The sequence below is a fragment of the Cryobacterium sp. 10S3 genome (genome assembly GCF_034344045.1).
GTDB lineage: Bacteria > Actinomycetota > Actinomycetes > Actinomycetales > Microbacteriaceae > Cryobacterium > Cryobacterium glucosi.
Genome location: NZ_CP133773.1, coordinates 3,497,835 through 3,518,354 on the forward strand (window position 1 = coordinate 3,497,835; position 20,520 = coordinate 3,518,354).

At 66.8% G+C, this 20,520-nt stretch carries 16 protein-coding genes and 1 tRNA gene; 12 read left to right on the forward strand and 5 right to left on the reverse strand.

Annotated elements, in window-relative coordinates; translation table 11 throughout:
- The first annotated feature begins 53 nt into the window (after nt 1-53).
- Nucleotides 54-1,052, forward strand: a complete 999-nt coding sequence (locus tag RHM57_RS16260) for a tyrosine-type recombinase/integrase (RefSeq protein ID WP_322188744.1) — start codon at nt 54-56, stop codon at nt 1,050-1,052.
- A gap of 55 nt (nt 1,053-1,107) precedes the next feature.
- Here RHM57_RS16260 and RHM57_RS16265 read toward each other — a convergent pair.
- A tRNA-Arg gene (locus RHM57_RS16265) sits at nt 1,108-1,180 on the reverse strand.
- A 101-nt stretch (nt 1,181-1,281) separates the two neighbouring features.
- Entirely contained in the window at nt 1,282-2,667 is a 1,386-nt protein-coding gene (locus RHM57_RS16270) for an MFS transporter (protein WP_322188746.1), read from the reverse strand.
- A gap of 84 nt (nt 2,668-2,751) precedes the next feature.
- On the opposite strand from RHM57_RS16270, the gene RHM57_RS16275 reads away from it, so the two are divergent.
- The 4 genes from RHM57_RS16275 (at nt 2,752) to RHM57_RS16290 (ending at nt 8,931) form a co-directional block, all read left to right on the forward strand.
- Complete coding sequence (locus RHM57_RS16275; RefSeq protein ID WP_134558640.1) at nt 2,752-3,486, forward strand: flavodoxin family protein; 735 nt, start codon at nt 2,752-2,754, stop codon at nt 3,484-3,486.
- A 115-nt stretch (nt 3,487-3,601) separates the two neighbouring features.
- A complete protein-coding gene (locus RHM57_RS16280; protein ID WP_322188748.1) occupies nt 3,602-5,221 on the forward strand; it encodes a carboxylesterase/lipase family protein in 1,620 nt (539 codons plus the stop codon).
- 174 nt (nt 5,222-5,395) lie between these two features.
- The gene (locus RHM57_RS16285) at nt 5,396-7,180 is read left to right on the forward strand and encodes an APC family permease (protein ID WP_134448762.1); all 1,785 of its coding nucleotides are present in this window, start codon (nt 5,396-5,398) and stop codon (nt 7,178-7,180) included.
- 110 nt (nt 7,181-7,290) lie between these two features.
- Nucleotides 7,291-8,931 carry an HNH endonuclease signature motif containing protein gene (locus RHM57_RS16290; RefSeq protein WP_322188750.1) on the forward strand — a complete coding sequence of 547 codons (1,641 nt, stop codon included), beginning with the start codon at nt 7,291-7,293 and terminating at the stop codon, nt 8,929-8,931.
- A 156-nt stretch (nt 8,932-9,087) separates the two neighbouring features.
- Here the strand turns inward: RHM57_RS16290 and RHM57_RS16295 are convergent, their stop codons facing one another.
- The 3 genes from RHM57_RS16295 to RHM57_RS16305 all read right to left on the reverse strand — a co-directional run bounded on the left by RHM57_RS16295 (nt 9,088) and on the right by RHM57_RS16305 (nt 14,350).
- Nucleotides 9,088-9,621, reverse strand: a complete 534-nt coding sequence (locus RHM57_RS16295) for a hypothetical protein (RefSeq protein ID WP_322188752.1) — start codon at nt 9,619-9,621, stop codon at nt 9,088-9,090.
- 11 nt (nt 9,622-9,632) lie between these two features.
- Complete coding sequence (locus RHM57_RS16300; protein WP_322136971.1) at nt 9,633-11,165, reverse strand: alkaline phosphatase; 1,533 nt, start codon at nt 11,163-11,165, stop codon at nt 9,633-9,635.
- A 158-nt stretch (nt 11,166-11,323) separates the two neighbouring features.
- Nucleotides 11,324-14,350 carry a hybrid sensor histidine kinase/response regulator gene (locus RHM57_RS16305; RefSeq protein ID WP_322188754.1) on the reverse strand — a complete coding sequence of 1,009 codons (3,027 nt, stop codon included), beginning with the start codon at nt 14,348-14,350 and terminating at the stop codon, nt 11,324-11,326.
- A gap of 923 nt (nt 14,351-15,273) precedes the next feature.
- Here RHM57_RS16305 and RHM57_RS16310 point away from each other — a divergent pair.
- Genes RHM57_RS16310 through RHM57_RS16340 form a run of 7 tightly spaced genes read left to right on the forward strand, consistent with a single transcriptional unit; the run spans nt 15,274 to nt 20,520 of the window.
- Nucleotides 15,274-15,855, forward strand: coding sequence for a glycosyltransferase (locus tag RHM57_RS16310; RefSeq protein ID WP_322189886.1), 582 nt, complete (start codon nt 15,274-15,276; stop codon nt 15,853-15,855).
- Nucleotides 15,852-17,129, forward strand: coding sequence for an oligosaccharide flippase family protein (locus tag RHM57_RS16315; protein WP_322188756.1), 1,278 nt, complete (start codon nt 15,852-15,854; stop codon nt 17,127-17,129). The genes RHM57_RS16310 and RHM57_RS16315 overlap by 4 nt, the downstream gene beginning before the upstream one ends.
- Nucleotides 17,126-17,962 carry a dolichyl-phosphate beta-glucosyltransferase gene (locus RHM57_RS16320; RefSeq protein ID WP_322188758.1) on the forward strand — a complete coding sequence of 279 codons (837 nt, stop codon included), beginning with the start codon at nt 17,126-17,128 and terminating at the stop codon, nt 17,960-17,962. The genes RHM57_RS16315 and RHM57_RS16320 overlap by 4 nt, the downstream gene beginning before the upstream one ends.
- A 9-nt stretch (nt 17,963-17,971) precedes the next feature.
- Nucleotides 17,972-18,304: an STAS domain-containing protein gene (locus RHM57_RS16325; RefSeq protein ID WP_134449091.1), complete on the forward strand. Its 333-nt coding sequence runs from the start codon at nt 17,972-17,974 to the stop codon at nt 18,302-18,304.
- A complete protein-coding gene (locus RHM57_RS16330) occupies nt 18,301-19,713 on the forward strand; it encodes a PP2C family protein-serine/threonine phosphatase (RefSeq protein WP_322188761.1) in 1,413 nt (470 codons plus the stop codon). Before RHM57_RS16325 ends, RHM57_RS16330 begins: the two co-directional genes overlap by 4 nt.
- Nucleotides 19,697-20,155, forward strand: a complete 459-nt coding sequence (locus RHM57_RS16335) for an ATP-binding protein (protein ID WP_166787369.1) — start codon at nt 19,697-19,699, stop codon at nt 20,153-20,155. The genes RHM57_RS16330 and RHM57_RS16335 overlap by 17 nt, the downstream gene beginning before the upstream one ends.
- On the forward strand, nt 20,152-20,520 hold the full coding sequence (locus RHM57_RS16340) for an STAS domain-containing protein (RefSeq protein ID WP_134449094.1): 369 nt from the start codon (nt 20,152-20,154) through the stop codon (nt 20,518-20,520). Before RHM57_RS16335 ends, RHM57_RS16340 begins: the two co-directional genes overlap by 4 nt.

Sequence of the window (20,520 nt, forward strand, 5' to 3'; positions counted from 1 at the left end):
TGGCGCTCACACGGTGGAAGGAGCTTTTCAGGTGGGGCTCAACCACGCCGGTAGTGGGGCTGAACGATACAAATCACGCATCTGAACAGTGGGGCTCACTCGCACCACAGGTGGTGCCCATCGAAGCCAATATTCATAGGGATGCATATCGGCAGGTCGCACTCATTTTGCTGGCTAAATATGGGCACAAGGAAATTCAACAGCTCGATGCGGGCGACCTCAAACGCTATTTCACGTCGCTCTCGCATTCGCAACCCTCCGCTGCGCGACGAGTCCGATGGATGCTCAAGCATGTCGTGGCAGACTCCGTTTTGGACAAGGCGCTGTCGCACAACATTGTCGCGGAAACACCGACCATACCGCGCGCAGCGCAGGAGCCGCCCGAAGTTCTCAGCGCGGGAGATTTCCAGCACATGAGGCAGTTGGTTTTCGCGTGGCGCACAGCGCGAGCCGGCGTCGGCGGTGCTCAGCGAGATAGGTCATTCGTCCTCACTGATGTGGTCGAAATCTTGGGTGGAACGGGACTTCGCATAAATGAGCTTCTGGGCCTGAGGCATCGAGATGTGGACTACGTAAATCGAACCGTCAGTGTTTGCGGGACCCTCGTCGAATTGAAGGGTTTGGGATTGCACTATCAGGCCGCTACAAAGACCATGGCCGGCAAGCGCACGATAACGCTGCCGAAATTTGCACTCGACGCGCTTTCGCGCCAGGCAGCGCTCAACGGTCACCCGGAATACGTCTTCTCGACGGGCACAGGAAATTTCGTGAACTCGCACAATATTGGGCGCTCATGGCGCGCGGCCCGGCTTGGCACGTCATTGGACTGGGTCGAGATGAAGACGCTGCGGGCATGCGTCGCTTCCTGGATTGAAGAAGAAGACGACCTCGCCGCGGCATCCGCCCAACTGGGGCACGCCCTCCCGTACATCGAGGGCTCCAAGGTCACCGCCAAGTACTACATCGGGAGAAAGCGCCGTCGAGTGGTCGACAATTCGGCCATCCTCAGCGACCTGCTGGGCCCCAATGTGGCGAATGAAAGTGGCGACTGAAAATCCCACCAAAAAGAAAACCCCCGCAATCTCAATGATTGCGGGGGTTTTTACGTGCGCCCGAAGGGATTCGAACCCCCAACCTTCTGATCCGTAGTCAGATGCTCTATCCGTTGAGCTACGAGCGCATGTGCCAGGCGAAATCCTTCGCGAAGACAACTTAGAAACTATAACAGATTTCCCGACCCCTCCCGTTCGAGGGCAGGTGGGAGAGGCGCGGATGCCGCGCTCAGGCGGGTTCCCTGGCCGCAGGCGCTGCGGCATCCGCCCCGCTCTTCGGGGTGCGGATGCCGAGCCACGACACGAGTGCGCCGGCGAACATGAGCGTGGCGGTGACCAGCAGGACCCGCTGGAACCCGGCGACGCCGAGCTGTTCGCCGGCGATCGTGCCGGCGAAGGCGATCATGATGAGTCCGGCGACCCGGGAGACGGCGTTGTTGATCGCCGAGCCGATTCCGGCCTGCTCAGGATGGATGGAGCCGAGCACGGCGCCCGTCAGGGGTGCCACCGTGATCGAGAGCCCGAGGCCCACGACGGCGATGCCGGGGATCACGGTGCGCCAGACATCCACCGGGGGAACGGCCAGGGTCAGGATCAGGAAGCCGATGCCCGCCACGATCGGGCCCAGGGTCATGAAGAGTCGCGGGCCGAACCGGCCGGCGAGCCCGCCGAACAATGTCGAGAAGAACAGCATCATCAGGGTCGCCGGGATGCCCGCGAGCCCCGCGCTCGTCGCCGAGAGGCCGCCGACCTGTTGCAGGTAGACGGCGAAGGTGAAGAAGCCGAGGCTCAGCGCGCCGTAGATGCCAACAGTCGCGAGGTTGCCTGCCCAGAAATTGCGCACCCGGAAGAGGCCGAGGGGCATCATCGGGTGCGGAGCGCGCGCCTCCCACCAGAGAAACGCGGCGAGGGAGAGCAGCCCGATGACGAGCGGCAGGTACACGATGGGGCTGCCCCAGCCGAGCCGACCCTGCTCGATGAGCGCGAAAACGGGACCGCCGAGGCCGACGACGGCGAGGCAGGCCCCGGCGACGTCGATCCGGGCGGCCGGTGCGGTGCGCGCCGGTTCCCGGACTCCGGCGAGCACGATGAGGGTCGCCACGATCGGGAGCACGTTGATCGCGAACACGAGCCGCCAGCTGCTCGTGTCGACCAGGACGCCGCCGAGGACGGGCCCGGCGATGCCCGCGATGCCGGTCCAGCCTGTCCAGACGCCGATCGCCCGGCCCTGGGCAGGACCGGTGAACGTCGAGGTGATGAGCGCGAGGGAGCTCGGGACGAGAAGGGCGGCAGCAGCGCCCTGCAGGATCCGCGCGACGACGAGGGCGGCGCCCCACGGTGCGACGGCGCACGCGAGAGAAGTGATCCCGAACCAGATCAGGCCGACCCGCAGAACGCGCACCCGGCCGAAGGTATCCGAGAGCGAGCCGGCCACGAGGATGAGGGCGCCGAGGGAGAGCAGGTAGCCGTCGACGACCCACTGCTGCAGGGTGAGGCCGCCACCGAGCTCGCGGGAGATCGCGGGGAGTGCGACGTTGACGATCGAACCGTCGAGGAACGCGACGAAGGAGGAGAGGACGGCGACGATCAGGATGCGGCGTTCGCGAGGAGTCACCCGGCAATCTAACCCCGGATCCCGGACGAAGTGAACCCGCGCCCCGGGGTAGCCGGTGCGCGGAGCGGGTGCAACACTGGCGCCATGACCCCGAGCCGTAATACCCAGGCCTCCTACGACTATTCCGGGCTGCGTGCCCTGTTCATCAATTGCACGCTCAAGCGGAGCCCCGAAGCCAGCAATACCCAGGCGATCATCGACCTGAGCATGAACCTGATGCACGAGCAGGGCGTTTACGCCGAAACGATCCGGGCGATCGACCACGACATCGCGACCGGCGTCTATCCCGACATGACCAAGCACGGCTGGAAGACGGATGCCTGGCCGGCGCTCTTCGACAAGGTGCAGACGGCGGACATCCTCGTGATCGGCGGCCCGATCTGGCTCGGCGACAACAGTTCGGTGACGAAACGCGTGATCGAGCGCCTCTACGCGATGAGCGGAGAGTTCAACGACAAGGGCCAGTACGTCTATTACGGCAAGGTCGGCGGCGCCATCATCACCGGCAACGAGGATGGCGTGAAGCACTGCTCGTCGAACATCCTCTACAGCCTGCAGCACATCGGCTACTCGATCCCGCCGGCCGCGGACGCCGGTTGGATCGGCGAGATCGGGCCGGGTCCGAGCTACCTGGACGCCGGGTCCGGCGGCCCCCTGAACGACTTCACCAACCGCAACACGACCTTCATGACCTGGAACCTGATGCACCTCGCGGCGATCCTGAAGGCCAACGGCGGCTTCCCCGCCTACGGGAACCTCCGCAAGGACTGGGACTCCGGCGAGCGCTTCGGCTTCGAGCCCAACCCCGAGTACCGCTGAACCGAACCCGGTACCCACCAGAACCCACCAGAACCCCGACCCAGACCCAGACCCAGACCCACCACCCACACGAAGGACCAAGACAACTCCAGAAGATTCCCACGAGGAGGAGCGCATGTCCACAGCAGTGACCCTCGACGATGAACCGCATCCAGGCCCCGGCCCCGGTTTGGGAGCCCCCCTTCGCTCCGTCTCGCTCCCCCGGGGCCGGCTCGACGTCCGCGTCAGCGGCGGGATCGTGCGCGGAGTGCACGAGGACGGGATACTGGCCTGGCGCGGCATCCCGTATGCGGCGCCACCGGTCGGCGACGGGCGTTTCCGGGCGCCGCGTCCTGTGGAATCGTGGGCAGGCATCCGTGACGCCTCGAGGTTCGGGAAGATCGCCTCACAACCGCACCGCGGGCAGTTTCGGGCCCACGGGCCGCGCAGCGCCTCAGGGGAAGATTGCCTGACGATCAATGTCATGCGCCCGGCCGCGGGACACCCGCGCCGGCTCGGCCTGCCGGTGATGGTGTTCATCCACGGCGGAGGGTACAGCGTGGGGTCCTCCCAGGACTTCACCGGCCGCGGCGAGCGCTTCGTGCGCAGCGGCCGCGTCGTCTACGTGAGCTTCAACTACCGCCTGGGGGCGCTCGGCTACATCGACTTCACCAGATTCTCGACGCCGGACCACCCCTTTGAGAGCAACCTCGGGTTGCGCGACCAGGTCGCCGCCCTGCGCTGGGTGCGGGACAACATCCGCGCCTTCGGCGGGAACCCGAACAACGTCACCGTGTTCGGGGAATCGGCGGGAGGGAACGCCGTCATCACACTGATGGCGACGCCGGCGGCCGAGGGGCTCTTCGCGCGCGCGATCGCCCAGAGCTCGCCGTCCAACGCCGCGTTCTCGCGGGAACTCACGGATGCCTGGGCCGGGGAGGTCGTCGAGGAGTTGCGGACGCTCACGGAAGCCGACGCCGGAGCGGTCGGCCTGGCCCCGGACGAGCTGCTCGCCATGGCACCCGCCGACGTGATCTCCCAGGCTGTCATCGCGGTGCAGACCCGGACCCCGGACTCGAACCCGGGCACCTTCTGCCTCGTGCCCGTCGTCGACGGCGACTTCCTGCCGGAACGCCCGGTCGATGCCTTCCGCGCCGGCCGCGAACACCGGGTCCCGCTCATCATCGGCTCCAACGAGCGGGAAGGCACCCTCTTCCGCGGCAGGGTCGACATCCTGCCGCATTCGGCTCCCCGGATCAGCGCCATCTTCGACCAGGCACCGGAGAGCTCACACGAGGCGATGCGCGCGGTGTACGCGGGGTTGTCACCGCTGCGCGGCTCGGTCGATTTCGGCAGCGACTTCGTGTTCTGGTACCCGAGCCTGCAGCTCGGGGAGCTGCACTCCAGGGTCGCGCCGGTGTACGTCTACCGCTTCGACCTCGCGCCGCGCCTGATGCACATGCTCGGATTCGGCGCGACCCACGGAATCGAGCTTTTCGCCCTGTTCGACCAGACCGACCTGCCGGTCGCCCGGATCATGAGCGTGCTCGGCGGTCGCGAGCTCTTCATCAACGCGGGCGAGCGGATGCGCCGGAACTGGCTGCACTTCGCGCTCACCGGCCGTCCTGACGCCGACTGGCCCCGCTTCACCGAGGAGGACCGCCTGACCCTGATCATCGATGCGGAGGACCGCGTCGAGTCGGATCCCCGCGGGGACCGTCGGGCAGTGTGGCAGGAATTCCTGCCCGACTGGTGATCGCGGGTCCCTCCCTCGGCCCAGAAACATGCGAAACCGGAACATTGGGCAGGTGCGGGCCGCGGGAAACAGGGGTAGAACGGTGTCAATCACGATCGCTCACCGCTGAGGGACCGCGTTCGTCCTGTTCCGCCCTGTTGCCGACCCCGGTCGGCCCTCACGTGGGGAGTACCGATGACCGATAGCGCTTCGTCCCAAGCCGGCGAGAAACGTTCCGACCAGGTCGACAGCAAGGGGCTGAAAGGCGGGGCGCTCGGCCTGCTGTCGAGCGTCGTCGTCGGAATGGCGTCAACGGCCCCCGCGTACAGCCTCGCCGCGAGCCTCGGCTTCATCGTCGCGAGCGGCGGAGCCCTTCTCGCCGGCGTCAAGGCACCGGGTATCGTGCTGCTCGCCTTCATCCCGATGTACCTCATCGCGGTCGCATACCAGGAGCTCAACAAGGCGGAGCCGGACTGCGGAACGACCTTCACCTGGGCCACCCGTGCGTTCGGCCCGATCACCGGCTGGCTCGGTGGCTGGGGTATCATCGCCGCAGACGTCATCGTGATGGCCAACCTCGCACAGGTGGCCGGTTCCTACTCATTCACCTTCATGGGCGACCTCGGACTGACGGGTGTCGCCGACCTCGCGAACGACCAGTTCTGGTCGACGGTCGCCGGTGTGCTCTGGATCGTGATCATGACCTGGATCTGCTACCGCGGTATCGAACTCTCCGCCCGCATCCAGTACGTGCTCCTGGGCATCGAGGTTGTCGTGCTGATCATGTTCGCCGTCTTCGCGCTCATCCGCGTGTACACGGGGAGCGCGGAAAGCTACTCGCTGACCCCGACGCTCGACTGGTTCAACCCGTTCACGCTCGACTTCGGCAGCGTGATCGCCCCGGCCGTGCTGACCGCCGTGTTCATCTACTGGGGCTGGGACACAGCCGTCTCCGTCAACGAGGAGACGGCCGACCCGAGCAAGACCCCTGGCCGGGCCGCCATCATCAGCACCCTGCTCCTGCTCGGCACCTATGCCCTCGTGACCGTCGCGGCGGTCGCCTTCGCGGGCGTCGGCACCGACGGTGTGGGACTCGGCAACGACGCGAACTCGGCGGACGTCTTCGCCGCGATCGGGCCGGCGCTGTTCGGTGACAGCACCCTCGGCAACCTCGCGATGCTCCTCCTCTCGGCCTCGATCCTCACCTCGGCCTCCGCGTCGACGCAGACCACGATCCTGCCCACCGCCCGCACGGCCCTGTCGATGGGTGTCTATCGCGCCCTGCCCGCACGCTTCGCAAAGATCCACCCGCGGTACCTCACCCCGACCTGGGCCACCCTCGCCATGGGCGGCATTTCGATCGGGTTCTACCTGCTCTTCACCCTGATCAGTGTCCAGCTGCTCGGGGCGCTGATCGGTTCCGTCGGCCTGATGATCGCCTTCTACTACGGGCTCACCGGTTTCGCGTGCGTCTGGTATTACCGCAGGTCGATGTGGTCGTCGTTCCGGAACGTGATCATGCGGGGCCTCTTCCCACTGCTCGGCGGCCTGATGCTGACCGCGGCCTTCGTCTACGGGCTGCAGCAGTACGCCACGGTCGACTGGCTCACCGACGATAACGGGGACAACGTCACGATCTTCGGCATCGGCGCCGTCGCCGTCGTCGGGATCGGCGCACTGGTGCTCGGTGTGGTCGTGATGCTGGTCTGGTGGGCGGTCAACCCGAATTTCTTCCGCGGCCGCACCCTGCCGCGCCAGTCCGACGACCTCGTGCTCGCCACAACCGAAGCGGAGTCGATTCCTCGATTCGGACTGCCGGACTCCAAGCTGATGCCGACGATGATCGCGCCGGACCTGTCGAACCTTCCGCCCGGCCAAACCGCCGTCAACGCCGAGACCGGCGAGGAAGTCAGCACGCCCGGCGACCTCCCCCCTGCAGACGCGAAACGGCATCCGCGCGCCGAGGCCGACGACGAGTAGCCGGCGGGTGATCGAGCGACCCTGTCCTCACCAGATACCTGATCAGAGTTAGCTTCCACAGACCTGAGCCATGCTCAGAGAGTGTCGGTGGTTGGTCGTAGCGTGGGGGCATGATCAACCGTCCCGAGTCACCCGCTTCACCCGATCAGCCGCATGGCGAACGGGTGCAGGGCGGTGTTCTCGGCGGGTTGCGGTCGATGGCGGATGTCGTCACCGGGCTGGGTGGTTCGTCCGCCGCTGTCGACACTCTCAGTGACGAGGCGGTGCTCGAGGGGCACGTGTTGATCGCGGGAGCCCGGCGGGCGCTGGAGACGTGTGCCGCGTGGATGGCGGCGACCCTCGCCCGCCGTTCCCGGGCTGAACTCGGCGGGAACGGGCTCGCGGCCCGGCAAGGCTTCCGGACTCCGGAAGACCTGCTGCAGAGCGTGTCTGGGTCAAGCAAGGGCGATGCTGTCAAGCTCCTCGGGGTGGGCCGGCTGCTGGCCGAGGCCGACGCCGCCGAGAAGGCCGCCCGCGAAGCCGCCGAGGCGCAGAAGTTACTCGACGGGACTCCGCCCCTCAACGAGGCCGCTCCAGACCTGCCGCCAGTCGACCCGCCGGTGCCTGCGGCCGCGGTTCCGCCGTGGCACGCGCCGATCGGCCGGGCCCTGCGCGAGGGCTGGCTGAGCGTCGAGAAGGCGGACTCGCTCCGGAAAGGGCTCGGCGACCTGGACCGGGCGATCACCCCGGAGAAACTCGCCACTGCCCTGGCCCGGCTCCTCGCCGAAGCGCGCACGGTGAACGCTGACCAGCTGTTCAAGCGCGCCCGGCGGGTGCGGGACGTGCTCGATGAGGCCGGCATCGCCGCCCGCGAGAAGGCCGTCTACGACGACCGGTCGCTGCGGTTCTGGCGGCTCCACACAGGGCAGGTGCGCATGGTCGGCCTGTTCGCCCCCGAAGACGGCGAGTACCTGATGAGTACCTACGACGCCATCACCAGTCCCCGCCGGGGCGGGGTCCGCTTTGTGGACAAGGAGCAGGCAGCGTGGGCGAAGCGCGTGCAGGACGACCCGCGCACCACCGAACAGCTCACCGCGGACGCATTCCTCGCCCTGACCAAACTCGGCGTCAAAGCCGACCCCAAGCGCATCGCCGGAAGCCGCAGCCCCGCCGTCCGCATGATCACCATCCGCCCCAGGAGCACCACACCCACCGGTTTCGCGCCCACGGGAACCACACCCACCGATGCCGCGCCAACCGAGGCCCCGTCACCCACAGCCGACGCTGCGGCGAACCCCGAAACCGCGGCACCCGCGCTCCAACCCGGCGTCATCGAGGGAACCGCGGTCACGGTCTCCACCGAAACCCTCGAACGCAACCTCTACGACACCGGGATCCTCGACGTCACCTTCGACGGCCACGGCAGCGGTGTCGACCTCGGCCGCGAACAGCGCACGTTCAGCCCCGCCCAACGCGCGGCCCTCTCCCTCCGCGACGGCGGCTGCATGTGGCCCGGCTGCGACCGGCCACCGTCCTGGACCGAAACCCACCACATCCACCACTGGAAAGACGACACCGGCCAGACCAACCTCGACCACGGCATCCTGCTCTGCCGGGCCGACCACCTCAGGCTCCACAACGAACACTGGCGCATCACCCGCGACGACACCGGCCAGTACTGGCTCACCCCACCACCCGGACTCGACCCCGACCAGAAACCCGTCCCCCTCACCAGCAAGAACACGATCCTCCGCGACGATGACCGGGTCTGATCCCAATGAGGCTCGCGTGAGGTCGCGATGCTCACACCAGGAATGGTGCAGCGCGGGTGCTTCATGACGGAGAACAGGCCGGCCTGCGAACGCACACGGAGAAGAGGCCGGCCTGCGAACGCACACGGGGAACAGGCCGGCCCGCGACTCACCTGGTCATTCGTTGACGAGGACCGGGACCCCGATCGACACGGCCACGGCCCGGCCGGACACATCCCCGGGTACCGCGATTGTGAACTCCTGACGTTCTATCGGCGGCTCGGTGTGGGTGGTGTCCTCGCTCAGGTGGTGGACGAAACGACCATTGCCGACCAGGACACCATCGGCGTCATAGAACCCGGCCAGCACCTCGAGGTCGAGCACGTCGCTCACGTCGCTCGTCACACGTACGGCACCCGAGACCGCACCCCCGTCGAAGGTGAGGTCCTCGAGCACGAACCGGTCGTCGAAGGGACCGGCCGCCGCAACGATCGTCCCCGGGCTCGGGTGCACCAGATTCAGGCTCTCAAGCTCAGGGTTCCCGGTCGACGGTGTCAGTCCTGCAAAGGTCGCCTGAGGAGTGAACTGCGTCGCGGCGGCCGTTTGCGCGTCACTGTGGGCGCCGGTCGCCGCCGCATACACGGCAACGCCGACGACCGCACAGATGGCGACGACACTCAGCGCCGCGGCGATTCCGGATCTGGTCTTCACGCGAGGTCCGACTACACCACTCGGAGCGCGCGCCCGACTATCCCGAAGAGCGCCGTGTTATCGATCGTGCCCTGGAGCTGATCCGACCCGGGCCCCGTGGCGAACACCGGGACATCCGCCCCGGTGTGATTGCCGGAGAGATAGGTCAACCAGAGTCCGGCGTCCGGGGAGCCGTCGACAACACCCGCCGCATCCGTCGGGGTCCGGAAGGTCGCCGGCCCGAAGTTCTTCGGGTCTGCGGCGCCGGCACCGTTCACGATGCCCGTTGAGCGGGCGGCATCCTTGGAATTGGACGGCCGGGTCGGGGTGGAGTTGTTCGCGGAGTTCCCGCTGTCGACGTTGGCCGGCGGAGTCCCGGCCTCGGCGTTCGTGAAGGTGCCCTTCTCGATGATGTTGAATCCGGCGCACTCGTGGTCCGCGGTCACGATGACGAGGGTGTGTCCGTCTCGCTTGGCAAAGTCCTTGACGATGGCGACCGCGTCATCAAATGCCTTCATCTCGCCGAGGGTCTGCGCGGCGTCGTTGGCGTGTGAGCGCTTGTCGATCAGGGCGCCTTCAATCTGAAGGTAGAACCCCTGGCCTCCCTTTCCGCTCCGGTCGTTCTTGTCCGCGTTGTTCTTGCCCTTCTGCAGCAAGTCAATGGCCTTGCTCGTCATCTCCGACAGGGTCGGTTCCTGCGCCTGGACCGAAGACGGGTTGTCCTGCTTGGTCTTCTCAACGGTCAGGTTGCCCTTGTTGAAGAGTCCGAAGACCTTGGCACCGGAGGCGGCGGCCAGGTCGGCTTTCGTGGCGATCGACTGGCCGGTGATGGAGCCGAGGACCGAGTAGCCCTGCCCCTTGAGCGCCGTCTCGTCAGCGGCATCGAAACGGCTGAGCCCGCCACCCAGGATGACGTCGGCCGTGCCGTTGCGGGCGATCTGGTCGGCGATGGGGGTGACCCGTACGTCGCTCGTCGGGAGGGCTGCCCCCGTGATGGACAGGTCCTGGCAGGCCGCATCGGAGTACACCGGACCCTGGCATCCCCTGGCGAGGGCGTGGCTCATCTGGCCGGCGGGAGTGGCATCCGTGATCTCAGCGGTCGAGACGTTTCCGGTGCGGTAGCCGGCCTTCTTGGCCAGTTCCATCATCGTGGGAACGACCGTACCCTTGGCATCGACGCCGAGGGCCGCGTTGTAAGTCTTGACACCGGACGACCATGCCGTCGCCGCAGAGGCCGAATCGGTCACCGGATTGGGCTTGAAGTCGGTGGCACCCGGCTGGCCGGAGAGCTTCTCGACGGCGTACGTACTGACAAAGCCCTGGGCAGGCAGCGTTTCCATGGCGAGCTTGCCTGCGGCGCCGTAGTAGCGTTCGCGGGCGGCGGTGACGTGGGTGCGCCCCATGCCATCGCCCAGGAGGTAGATGACGTTGGTGGCGCGGGCCCTGTCGTTTCCGTCATCGGCTGAGGCCGCTAGAGCGGCACCGCCGAATCCAGTGAGGATGACGCTCGCGACCAGTGCCGTCACAAGGGTGGTCGAGGTGAAAACGGAGGTCTGTCTCTTCATGAGGATTCTCCCAAAACTGTGCGATGGAGCACTCGGAGCGGCAGCTCATGTTGCCACTGCTCACACGGTATGGCGTGCCGGTAACAGTGACGGGTACCCCCGGTGAACAGACTCTGACCGTTGCCCGGTCGACGGTTGATGCTGCCCGGCGAGCAGGGTCACCTCGCGTCGAGCGTGGCCGCGAGGTGGGGAGTGAGCACCGCCGTCACCTCGGCGATGACTGCCTCCAGCCTGGCCAGGTGATCCTCCGTGACCGGTCCACCATGGTTGGCGGATTCTTCGATCTCCCCGCATACGGCGGCGAGCCCGCTTGCCCCGATCGTGGCGCTGCTCCCGCGCAACCGGTGGGCGATGAACGCGGCCTGCACCAGGTTGCCGCGGTCGAGCTCCGCCCGAAGGGCCGCCAGGTGGCCGCCGCTTTCGTCGAGGACGTGTTGCAGCAGAACTGCCTTGGTCTCGGCGCCCATCTCGTCGAGGTAGCCGAACAACTCGGGATCGAGCACCGGTGCTTTCTCGGCCACCGGCGTCGTGGAGAGGCCTGCCGCGAGGTCCGACTCCGGACTCGGCACCGGAGTCGGCACTGGCACTGGCACTGGCACCGGCACCGGCACCGGCACCGGCACCCTACTGGTGAGGGCAAGGGCCTCCGCGAGTTCCTCGACCCGGATCGGTTTGCTGAGGTACTGGTCCATGCCCGCGTCGGCACAGGCCCGGCGCGCTTCCGCCGTGACACTCGCCGTCAGCGCGATGATCATGGGCTGGCGGATACTGTCGCCCAGTACCCGGATCAACCGCGTGGCCTCGAGCCCGTCCACGATCGGCATGTGCACGTCCATCAGGACGACGTCGAAGTCGCCGAGTTGGACCGCCTGAACGGCTTCCAGACCGTTACTGACGGTGTCGACGCGGTGACCGCCCTTGGCGAGCATCAATTGCGCGACCTTCTGGTTGACGAGGTTGTCCTCCGCGAGGAGGATTCGCAATCCGGAAGCTGCGTCAGCACGCGCGGGCACCTCGGAGCCCGCGGCGACCTGGCCGGAAAGCACTTCGATGACGACGCGTTGCAGTTGGGCGCTGCGCACCGGCTTCGTCAGGACCGCCGCGAACGGCGCCTTGCGCGCTTTGCTCAGTGTCGCGCTCATGCTCGTGAGCAGGATCATCGGGGTGTCCTGCCATCCCGGCAGGTCCTGCAGCACCCGGGCGACTGCAGCGCCGTCCATCCCCGGCAGTTGCATGTCGAGGATCGCGATATCGGGAACCGGGCTGTTCCTGGCGTCCGCGATCATCTCATCGGACGTCGCGGTCACGGTACATTTCATCCCCCACCGGGAGAGCTGACCGGACAGGATCCGACGGTTGGCCTCGTTGTCGTCCACCATCAGCGCGCGGAGTCCCGCAAGTGAGATCGTTTCGGTCACGCGGCGCTCCGGCGACGGGCTTTCCCGCCAGGCGATGGTGAATGCGAAGGTGGAGCCGACCCCGACGGTGCTCGTCACCTCGATCCGGCCCCCCATGATCTCGACCAGGGCCTGACTGATCGCCAACCCCAGACCCGAACCGCCATACACCCGCGTCGTGGACGCATCCACCTGACTGAACGACTGGAACAACCGCGGCATCCGATCCTCAGGAATCCCGATCCCGGTATCCGACACCAGGAACCTGAGCGCCACCACCCCGGACTCCCCCGGAACGACCAGCCCGGCCGGCTCGATCCGCACCATGATCGTGCCCGACTCCGTGAACTTCACCGCATTACCCACCAGGTTCACCAGAACCTGCCGCAACCGCGTCACGTCCCCGCTCACCCACGACGGACACCCATCCGCGAAATCACACAACAACGTCAAACCCTTTTTATCGGCCGCGACCGCCAACAAACCGACCGAATCCTCCACCGCCGAAATCAGATCGAACGGACGATCCTCCAACTCCAGGCCACCCGACTCGATCTTCGAAAAATCCAGGATGTCATTGATCAGATCCAGCAACAGGTCCCCGCTGCGCCGCACCGTCTCCACATAATCGCGCTGCACCGCGTCCAACCGGGTATCCAGCAACAACCCCGTCATCCCGATCACCGCATTCATCGGCGTCCGAATCTCATGACTCATCGTCGCCAGAAACGCCGACTTCGCCGTCGTCGCCGCCAACGCCGCATCCCGCGCCAACCCCAGACTCACATTCAACTCCACCTGCCGCACCCGCAACCGATCAGCATCCCGCACCGCGAGCACCAGGCGCACCGCACCGACCAACAGGGTGCAGAACGAGACGAAGACGGCAAGCGAGGCGAGCGGCACGAACTCGTTCACGACGATCACGCAGAGTGCGCCGATGCTGAAAATCGCGGGTGCGGCGAGAGCGAGCGTGGCACTCGCGCGGTCGGGCAGGGCCGAAACGCCAGGACTCCATGCGGCGAGACCGAGCAGGACGCCGACAACGGGCCACGCGACATCGACGATTCCGCCCCGGACATAGGTGCCGTCGGCGACGCCGGCCACCAGGAAGGTGTTGGCCAGTGCGAAGCCCAGGAAGGCGATGACCAGCAGGAACCACGCCCGGCTCGGGCGTCGGCCGTATACGGTGAGGGCGCACACGAGCAGGGCTACGAGGATCAGGGGCGAGACCGGGTATGCGAGTCCCAGGATGTCGTCCAGGACGATGTCCGACACCGGTCGGAACAGCAACGCCGCCGCAACCGCCACGAGGCCGAGTCCGGCGATGACACCATCCAGCCACACGGTCGCCGACGTCGGGTTCAGCCGTCGCCGCATCAGAACGAGAAGGAACGACACCGAGAACACCAGGAAGAGGGCGAAGAAAATGATGGCCGCGAGGGAAGCCGTATGGGGAGCCCGCGGCGGGAAGAGAATCGACTCGGCAGTGTCTGCCGCGGCGATGCACAGCATCGCCGCGCCGAGCAAGGCCCAGGCGAGTCGTTCGGACTTCACGAGAATGACGCGCGCCAGGACGAGGCCCGCCACCGCGAATTCGAGTCCGAGGTAGTACGTGTAGTCGACCCAGACCGGACGTTCCGCCACGTCGGTGGCCACGGTGGCCCAGGCATAGGCGGCGATCCCCAGGCCCACCACGACGAAGGCAACAAGCATCAGCCGAGGCATCACGAACGCGTCGCGCGGCGACGAGTGCGACGGGTCGGAGCCGGTGCGGTCAGGTCCCATGTCTGGGGCCTCTCTTCTTGGTCGAACGAGGAAACGGGTAGGTATGTGCACATTCCGGATCGACCAGATTTGCATACAATTCCCCCTGAGGATACGTCATACTGTGTCTGCACGGTACCCCCGAAGACACCGCGCGAACACAGGAGTAAGTCAGGTGGACTGCCCGGTTTCACCACGAGATGTGCTCGGTTCCGAGCTCGTTGGGCAGGCAATTGAGTGCAACACAACCGTCGGCGAGCGCCGTTCCGGTTTTCACGATCCACAGGGGGTACGCATGAGCCCATACGCTCTGACGCCGTCGGACCTGGTCCCGGCCCGATGAGCGGGAAACTGCGGGTCGGTGTCGTCACGGCCTTTCCCCCGGGCCGCAACAGCCTGAACGAGTTCGGCTTCCACCTCGTCAAACACCTCGCCCGGCAGGCCGAGGTCGGCGAGGTGCTGCTGTACGCCGACGTGACGGATGCCGGCAGTCCGGCCCCCCTCGACGGCGTGACGACTTATCCGAGCTGGACCTTCAACAGCGTCACGAATATCGTGCGACTCACCCGGGCGATCCGGCGCACACGCCCGGACGCCGTGCTCTTCAACCTCCAGTTCGCCACCTTCGGGGACAAGCGCATCCCCGGGGCACTCGGGCTGCTGATCCCGGCCGTGCTGCGGTTGTTCCGGGTACCGACCGTCGTCGTGCTGCACAACCTCGCGGACAACGTCGACATGCAGGATGCCGGCTTCGCAGGCTCCGCGACGACGGCGCGCCTGATGAAGTTCGCCGGACGCATCCTCACCCGCGCCCTGCTCCGCGCCGACCTCGTGGCGCTGACCATCCCGCGCTATGTGGAATACCTGCAGGAGAGCTACGGCGCGACGAACGCGCTCCTCGCACCGCATGGAAGCTTCGAGGAGGTCGCATTCCCTCTTTCGGCATACCGGACGGACGCCGGCGCATCCTCGCGTTCGGCAAATGGGGCACGTACAAGACCGTCGACGTGCTCGTCGAGGCATACCAGGAGCTCCTCGACCGCGGGTACGACGACCTCGAGTTGGTGCTCGCGGGTACGGACAGCCCGAATTCCGCCGGCTACATGCAGTCGGTCGCCGAACGGTTCTCCGATCTGCCTGACCTCGTCTTCACGGGCTATGTCGCCGAAGAGGAGGTGGCGCCGCTCTTCTCCGCCGCGACCGTCGTCGCCTTCCCGTACACGTCGACGACCGGGAGTTCGGGTGTGCTGCACCAGGCCGGGGAGTATGGTCGTGCCGCCGTGCTGCCCCGCATCGGCGACCTGATCGACATCATCGAAGAAGAGGGCTTCCTCGGCGTCTACTTCGAACCGGGTGACGCGACCAGCCTCGCCGACGCCCTGGCCGAGGTGCTCGACCACCCCGAACAGCGGGTGTCCCTCGGCCGCCGCAACTTCGCGGCCGCCTCGGGCATCCCGATGTCCGAGGTCGTGCACTGGCACCTGATCCACATCCAGCGGCTGCTCGACAGGCGGGCCATGCGATGACGGCGGAACCTTCCTCACGGACTCCCTCCCTGGTGGGCGGCGGTACCGCTCTTGCCGTGGCCATGATCGTGGCCAATGCCGGGAACTACGTGCTCAACCTGTTCCTCGGCCGGGTACTGACCCCCGCCGAGTTCTCGGATGCCAACCTGATGGTGACGCTCATGCTCACGATCACCTCGATAGCGCTCTGCCTGCAGCTCGTGGCGGCCCGCTTCGTCGGAATCTATGACGAGTCCGGCGAGCCGGACCGCTCCGACCGGCTCGCCCGCACCCTGCGCGGTTATGCGCTCGGTGCCGGCATCCTGACCGGGGTGATCCTCGCCGGAGGCAGCGCCCTCTGGTCGCAGGTCTTCCACACCGCGTCGTTCTGGCCATTCGTCATCCTCGGCGCCGGAATGCCGTTCTACCTCGTGCAGTCCGTCGGCCGTGGTGTCATGCAGGGCCGGCTGCGCTTCCCCGGTCTCGCCACGTCCTTCGTTGTGGAGATGGTTGTGCGTCTCGGCTGCGGTGTGGCCCTCGTCGCACTCGGCTTCGGTGTCAACGGTGCGACCATCGGTCTCACGGCGTCGTTCGTCGCCACGTGGCTCGCCGTGAAGCTGCTCGCCAGGACCGGACCAGGGCTCACGGGCACCGCCCCCGACCTGGTCACGGTGCGCAGCTACGCCGCCCTGGTGTCGGTACTCCTGATCGGCCAGATCATCGCCAACAACAGCGACGTGCTCGTCGCAAAGGCATTCTTCTCCCCGGATGCCGCGGGGATCTACGCCGCGATCGCTCTCGTCGGGCGGGCGGTGTTCTTCCTCGCGTGGTCGGTCGCGACCGTCGTGTTCCCTGTCGTGGCTCGACGGCACGCGAGCGGCGGTGACACCGGGTCCCTGCTGACCGGCGGCATAGCGGCCGTCGCCGGGATCGGTGCCGCGTGCACACTGGGCGCGCTGGTCCTGGGCGGTCCCGTGCTGGGCTTCATCCTCGGCCCGGCCTACGGCGACCTCTCGGCGCCCCTCGCCGCATACGCGGGGATGACGACCCTCTTCGCCGTTGCAAACCTCGTGGCCAGCCACGAGCTGTCGCAGGGACGCAACACCCAGTCCTGGCTGCTGTTCGGAGCATCCGTCGTGCAGCTCGTGCTGCTGCTTGTCTGGCACGAGTCGACAGCGCAACTGATCATCGTGCAATTCGTGGCGATGGTGCTCCTGCTCGGCGTGATGGCCGCCCGGCACCTCCTCACCAGATCCTCCCCCCACATTCCCACCGAAGAAGGGTTGCCCCGATGACCGCGGAGACCGGCACCTACCAGGCCTATCGCAAATGGGTCACCGAGAAGTCGACTGTGCCGCCGCGCGTCTCGGTCGTCATTCCGGCATACAACGAGGAGTGGCGAATCCTGCCGACTGTCGGTGCAATCGCCACCCACATGTGTTCGAGGGGCGAGCCCTGGGAGTTGATCATCGCCGACGACGGCTCCACGGACACGACAGTCTCCCTCCTGCAGGACCTGCGCTTCCCGAACATGACCGTGCTCGTCGCCGCCAAGAACACCGGAAAGGGCGACGCCGTCCGCAGGGGAATGCTCGCGGCCCGCGGTGAATTCATCCTGTTCGCGGACGCGGACCAGTCAACGCCGATCGAGCAATTCGACCACCTCATGGCGAAGATCGATGCCGGCTACGACGTCGTCGTCGGCTCGCGAGCCGCCGCCGGCGCGGCGGTGAGCGGAAAGAGCGCCCTGCGGAAGGTCCTGAGCCGGGGCCTGCACGTGATGGTGTCCGTCGGGTTCGGCATCGAGATCGCGGACACGCAGTGCGGCTTCAAGCTCTTCACCGCCCCGGCGGCCCGGTCGCTGTTCACCCTCCAGGTCGTCGACGGGTTCTCCTTCGATCTCGAGGTGATCTACCTCGCCGGGCGTCTTGGCCTGAGCACGGCCGAAGTCCCCGTCGAATGGATCGACGCGCCCGGTTCCACGGTCGACGCCGCCAAGGTGAGCCTGCAGTTCGTCGCCGACCTCGTCAAGATCAAGGTCCACGACCTGCGCGGCGGGTACACCGTCACCGGCCATTCACCGGTCTCGCGAGCCTCGTCCCCCGCATCCGTCGCATCGATCAAATAGGAAATCACGATGAGAATACGCACCGAATCCGGAATCGGCCACACGACAGTCAGCCTTGCCGGCCGTTTCGACGCCCACGAGACCGCGGACTTCCGCAACGTCGTCGACCTCCTGATCCGACCGGAGAACGCGACCCTGCGACTCGACCTCTCGAACGTCGTGTTCGTCGACTCGAGCGCCCTCGCCGAACTGTTGCGCTCGCAGAAGGCTGCCAAGGCAATCGGCGGCGAAGTCATCCTCGTGAACGTCTCCGACCCGGTCCGGATCATCCTCGAACTGACCGAACTCCAGCAGGTCTTCACCCTGGAGTCCCGGACGGACCCGACCACGACCGCATCATGACCCCCGCTTCCCCCGAAACCCACCTGATCGAGAGCGACCTCGCCGACGCCGCTCTCGAACGCTTACTGGTGGCGGCCGGGGCCGGCGAGATCCACCGACCGCCCGGTTCCGACTGGACCGTCTCCGGGGACGCGGCCCCCGACGCCATCGACGCAGCCAACGCCATCCGCCGTGCGATCCACGGGATCTACTCCGCCCAGGACGACGTCACGGAAGCCCTGATCACAAGCCAGGACCACCTGATTGCCCTTCGGGCGCTCACCCAGGTGAACCTGAGCACCCTCGGCAGGTCCGAGGCGCTTCGCGACCTGCTCGACCAAGCCAGGGTACTGACCGCGTCGGACCTCGTCGCGATGGTCGACGATCGCCTGGTGCACACCACGGGAGGGCCGTCCTCGGACTCGCCCGAGCTCACGGAGGTCATCCGCGAGGCGACGAAGAGTACTGACGACCCGGAGCCGAGACTCGTCGGCCAGGGGAACGCTGTGATCGCACCCCTCAACGACCAGAGCGGGGGCATCCGCGCGCTCGCATTCCTCAGGACGAACGGACCGGTCTACACCACGGGCGACCTGCGCCTCGTCAGGGCGGCGGTTGCGGCCGCCGACATGCAGTTCGCGCTCACCCGGCTGCATCTCCTCGAGATCAAGCGCGCCACTTTCGAGCGCGAGCACCAGGTCGCATCAAGCCTTGCCCAGGCAGTCTTCTCCCAGCCTGCGCCGACCCTCTCCGGGGTCGAGGTGTTCTCCGACACCATTCCGGCGAGCCTTGCCGGCGGGGACTTCTTCGCCTTCGCCGTGGTGGGCGATGTGCTGTGGTTCGCCGTGGGCGACGTCGCCGGAAAGGGTCTTCCCGCGGCGATGGTGATGACGCGTGCCGTCAGCGCCGCCCGGGTGGCCTTCCTCACCCACGACGCAGACGATCCTGCGGGGGCGATGTGCGCGATGGGCATCGAACTCTACGACTATCTCGACGATGTCGGACTGTTCATCACCGTCGCCCTCGGCGCATACCGGCCCAGTACGGGCGCCCTGCACGTGTGCAACGCCGGCCATTCCCCGGTGATGCTCGTCCTGGACGGGATCATAACGCTCATTCCGGCGTCAATGCCACCGCTCGGCGTGTTACCCGAGCCACGAGGTCGGACAGTGCGCTTCGACCTGCAGCGGAACGACGCACTGGTGCTCGGTTCCGACGGACTCGCCGAACAGGAGAACTCCAGCGGGGTGATGCTCGGCTACGACCGTCTGGTCGAACTCTGTGCCGAGCTCCCGGGAGAGTCCGCCGAGCGGCTCGGACACCATATTCTGGATGCCGTGAAAAGACACGCGGATGGAACCCCGCCCTCCGATGACCGCACCCTCGTCATCCTCCGAGCCGTGGAGGCGATTCATGACCGCGTCAGCTGACCCGACCGAGCTTGTCATCGAGGGCACAACGGCGATGGTCCGCAAGATCGGTCCGTGGCTGCACGGGGTGCTCGGCGAGCTCCCCGACGATGAGGCCGGCGCGATCGCCGCACGCCTGGAACTCGCCGTCCACGAGGTCGCGATGAACATCATCGACCACGCCGGCCTGCCGGTCGCTGCGGAGATCCGGTTCAGCGCCGGAATCACCGATTCCGTCGTCGAGATCTGCGTGACCGATCCCGGCCTGCCCTTCGACCCGGCCGGGGTCAGGATCCCTGTGGCCGGGGTTCCCCAGGAACGCGGATACGGCCTCATGCTGGTCCGCAAACTCGTCAACGATCTCGACTACCGCCGGGTCGACGCCGGGAACCGATGGACCCTCCGCGTCAACCGCACCCCGCCGGCCGACTCCCAGAAGACCGGAAATGAGCACCAGCCATGATCGATCCAGACACCGTCCGCACATCGAGGGACAGCGGCCTCACGGTCGGCGTCGCGACGCCGGCCGCCGGACTCACCGTTGTGACGCTCGGTGGTCGACTCGACGCCGTCGCCGCATCCGACCTGCGCGCCCGGCTCGACGAGTCCGACATAGCCGGATGCCCCCAGATCGTGTTCGACCTCGCTGCCGTCGATTTCGTGGACAGTGCCGGCCTCGCCGTGCTCGTCTGGCAGCGGCGTTCCTGCCGGGCACACGGTGGCGACGTTGTACTCGTGCGTCCGGACTCGGACAATGCGATGCGGGTGTTCCGGCTCACCCAGTTCGACCAGATCTTCCGGATGCTGCCGCAGCAGCAGGACGACTGA

Excerpts from the sequence above, each read along its gene's own strand:
- RHM57_RS16275 (WP_134558640.1), top strand. The coding sequence starts at position 2,752 with ATGACCCCGAGCCGTAATACCCAGGCCTCCTACGACTATTCCGGGCTG.
- RHM57_RS16280 (WP_322188748.1), top strand. The coding sequence starts at position 3,602 with ATGTCCACAGCAGTGACCCTCGACGATGAACCGCATCCAGGCCCCGGC.
- RHM57_RS16285 (WP_134448762.1), top strand. The coding sequence starts at position 5,396 with ATGACCGATAGCGCTTCGTCCCAAGCCGGCGAGAAACGTTCCGACCAG.
- RHM57_RS16290 (WP_322188750.1), top strand. The coding sequence starts at position 7,291 with ATGATCAACCGTCCCGAGTCACCCGCTTCACCCGATCAGCCGCATGGC.
- RHM57_RS16300 (WP_322136971.1), bottom strand. The coding sequence starts at position 11,165 with ATGAAGAGACAGACCTCCGTTTTCACCTCGACCACCCTTGTGACGGCA.
- RHM57_RS16305 (WP_322188754.1), bottom strand. The coding sequence starts at position 14,350 with ATGGGACCTGACCGCACCGGCTCCGACCCGTCGCACTCGTCGCCGCGC.
- RHM57_RS16315 (WP_322188756.1), top strand. The coding sequence starts at position 15,852 with ATGACGGCGGAACCTTCCTCACGGACTCCCTCCCTGGTGGGCGGCGGT.
- RHM57_RS16320 (WP_322188758.1), top strand. The coding sequence starts at position 17,126 with ATGACCGCGGAGACCGGCACCTACCAGGCCTATCGCAAATGGGTCACC.
- RHM57_RS16325 (WP_134449091.1), top strand. The coding sequence starts at position 17,972 with ATGAGAATACGCACCGAATCCGGAATCGGCCACACGACAGTCAGCCTT.
- RHM57_RS16330 (WP_322188761.1), top strand. The coding sequence starts at position 18,301 with ATGACCCCCGCTTCCCCCGAAACCCACCTGATCGAGAGCGACCTCGCC.
- RHM57_RS16335 (WP_166787369.1), top strand. The coding sequence starts at position 19,697 with ATGACCGCGTCAGCTGACCCGACCGAGCTTGTCATCGAGGGCACAACG.
- RHM57_RS16340 (WP_134449094.1), top strand. The coding sequence starts at position 20,152 with ATGATCGATCCAGACACCGTCCGCACATCGAGGGACAGCGGCCTCACG.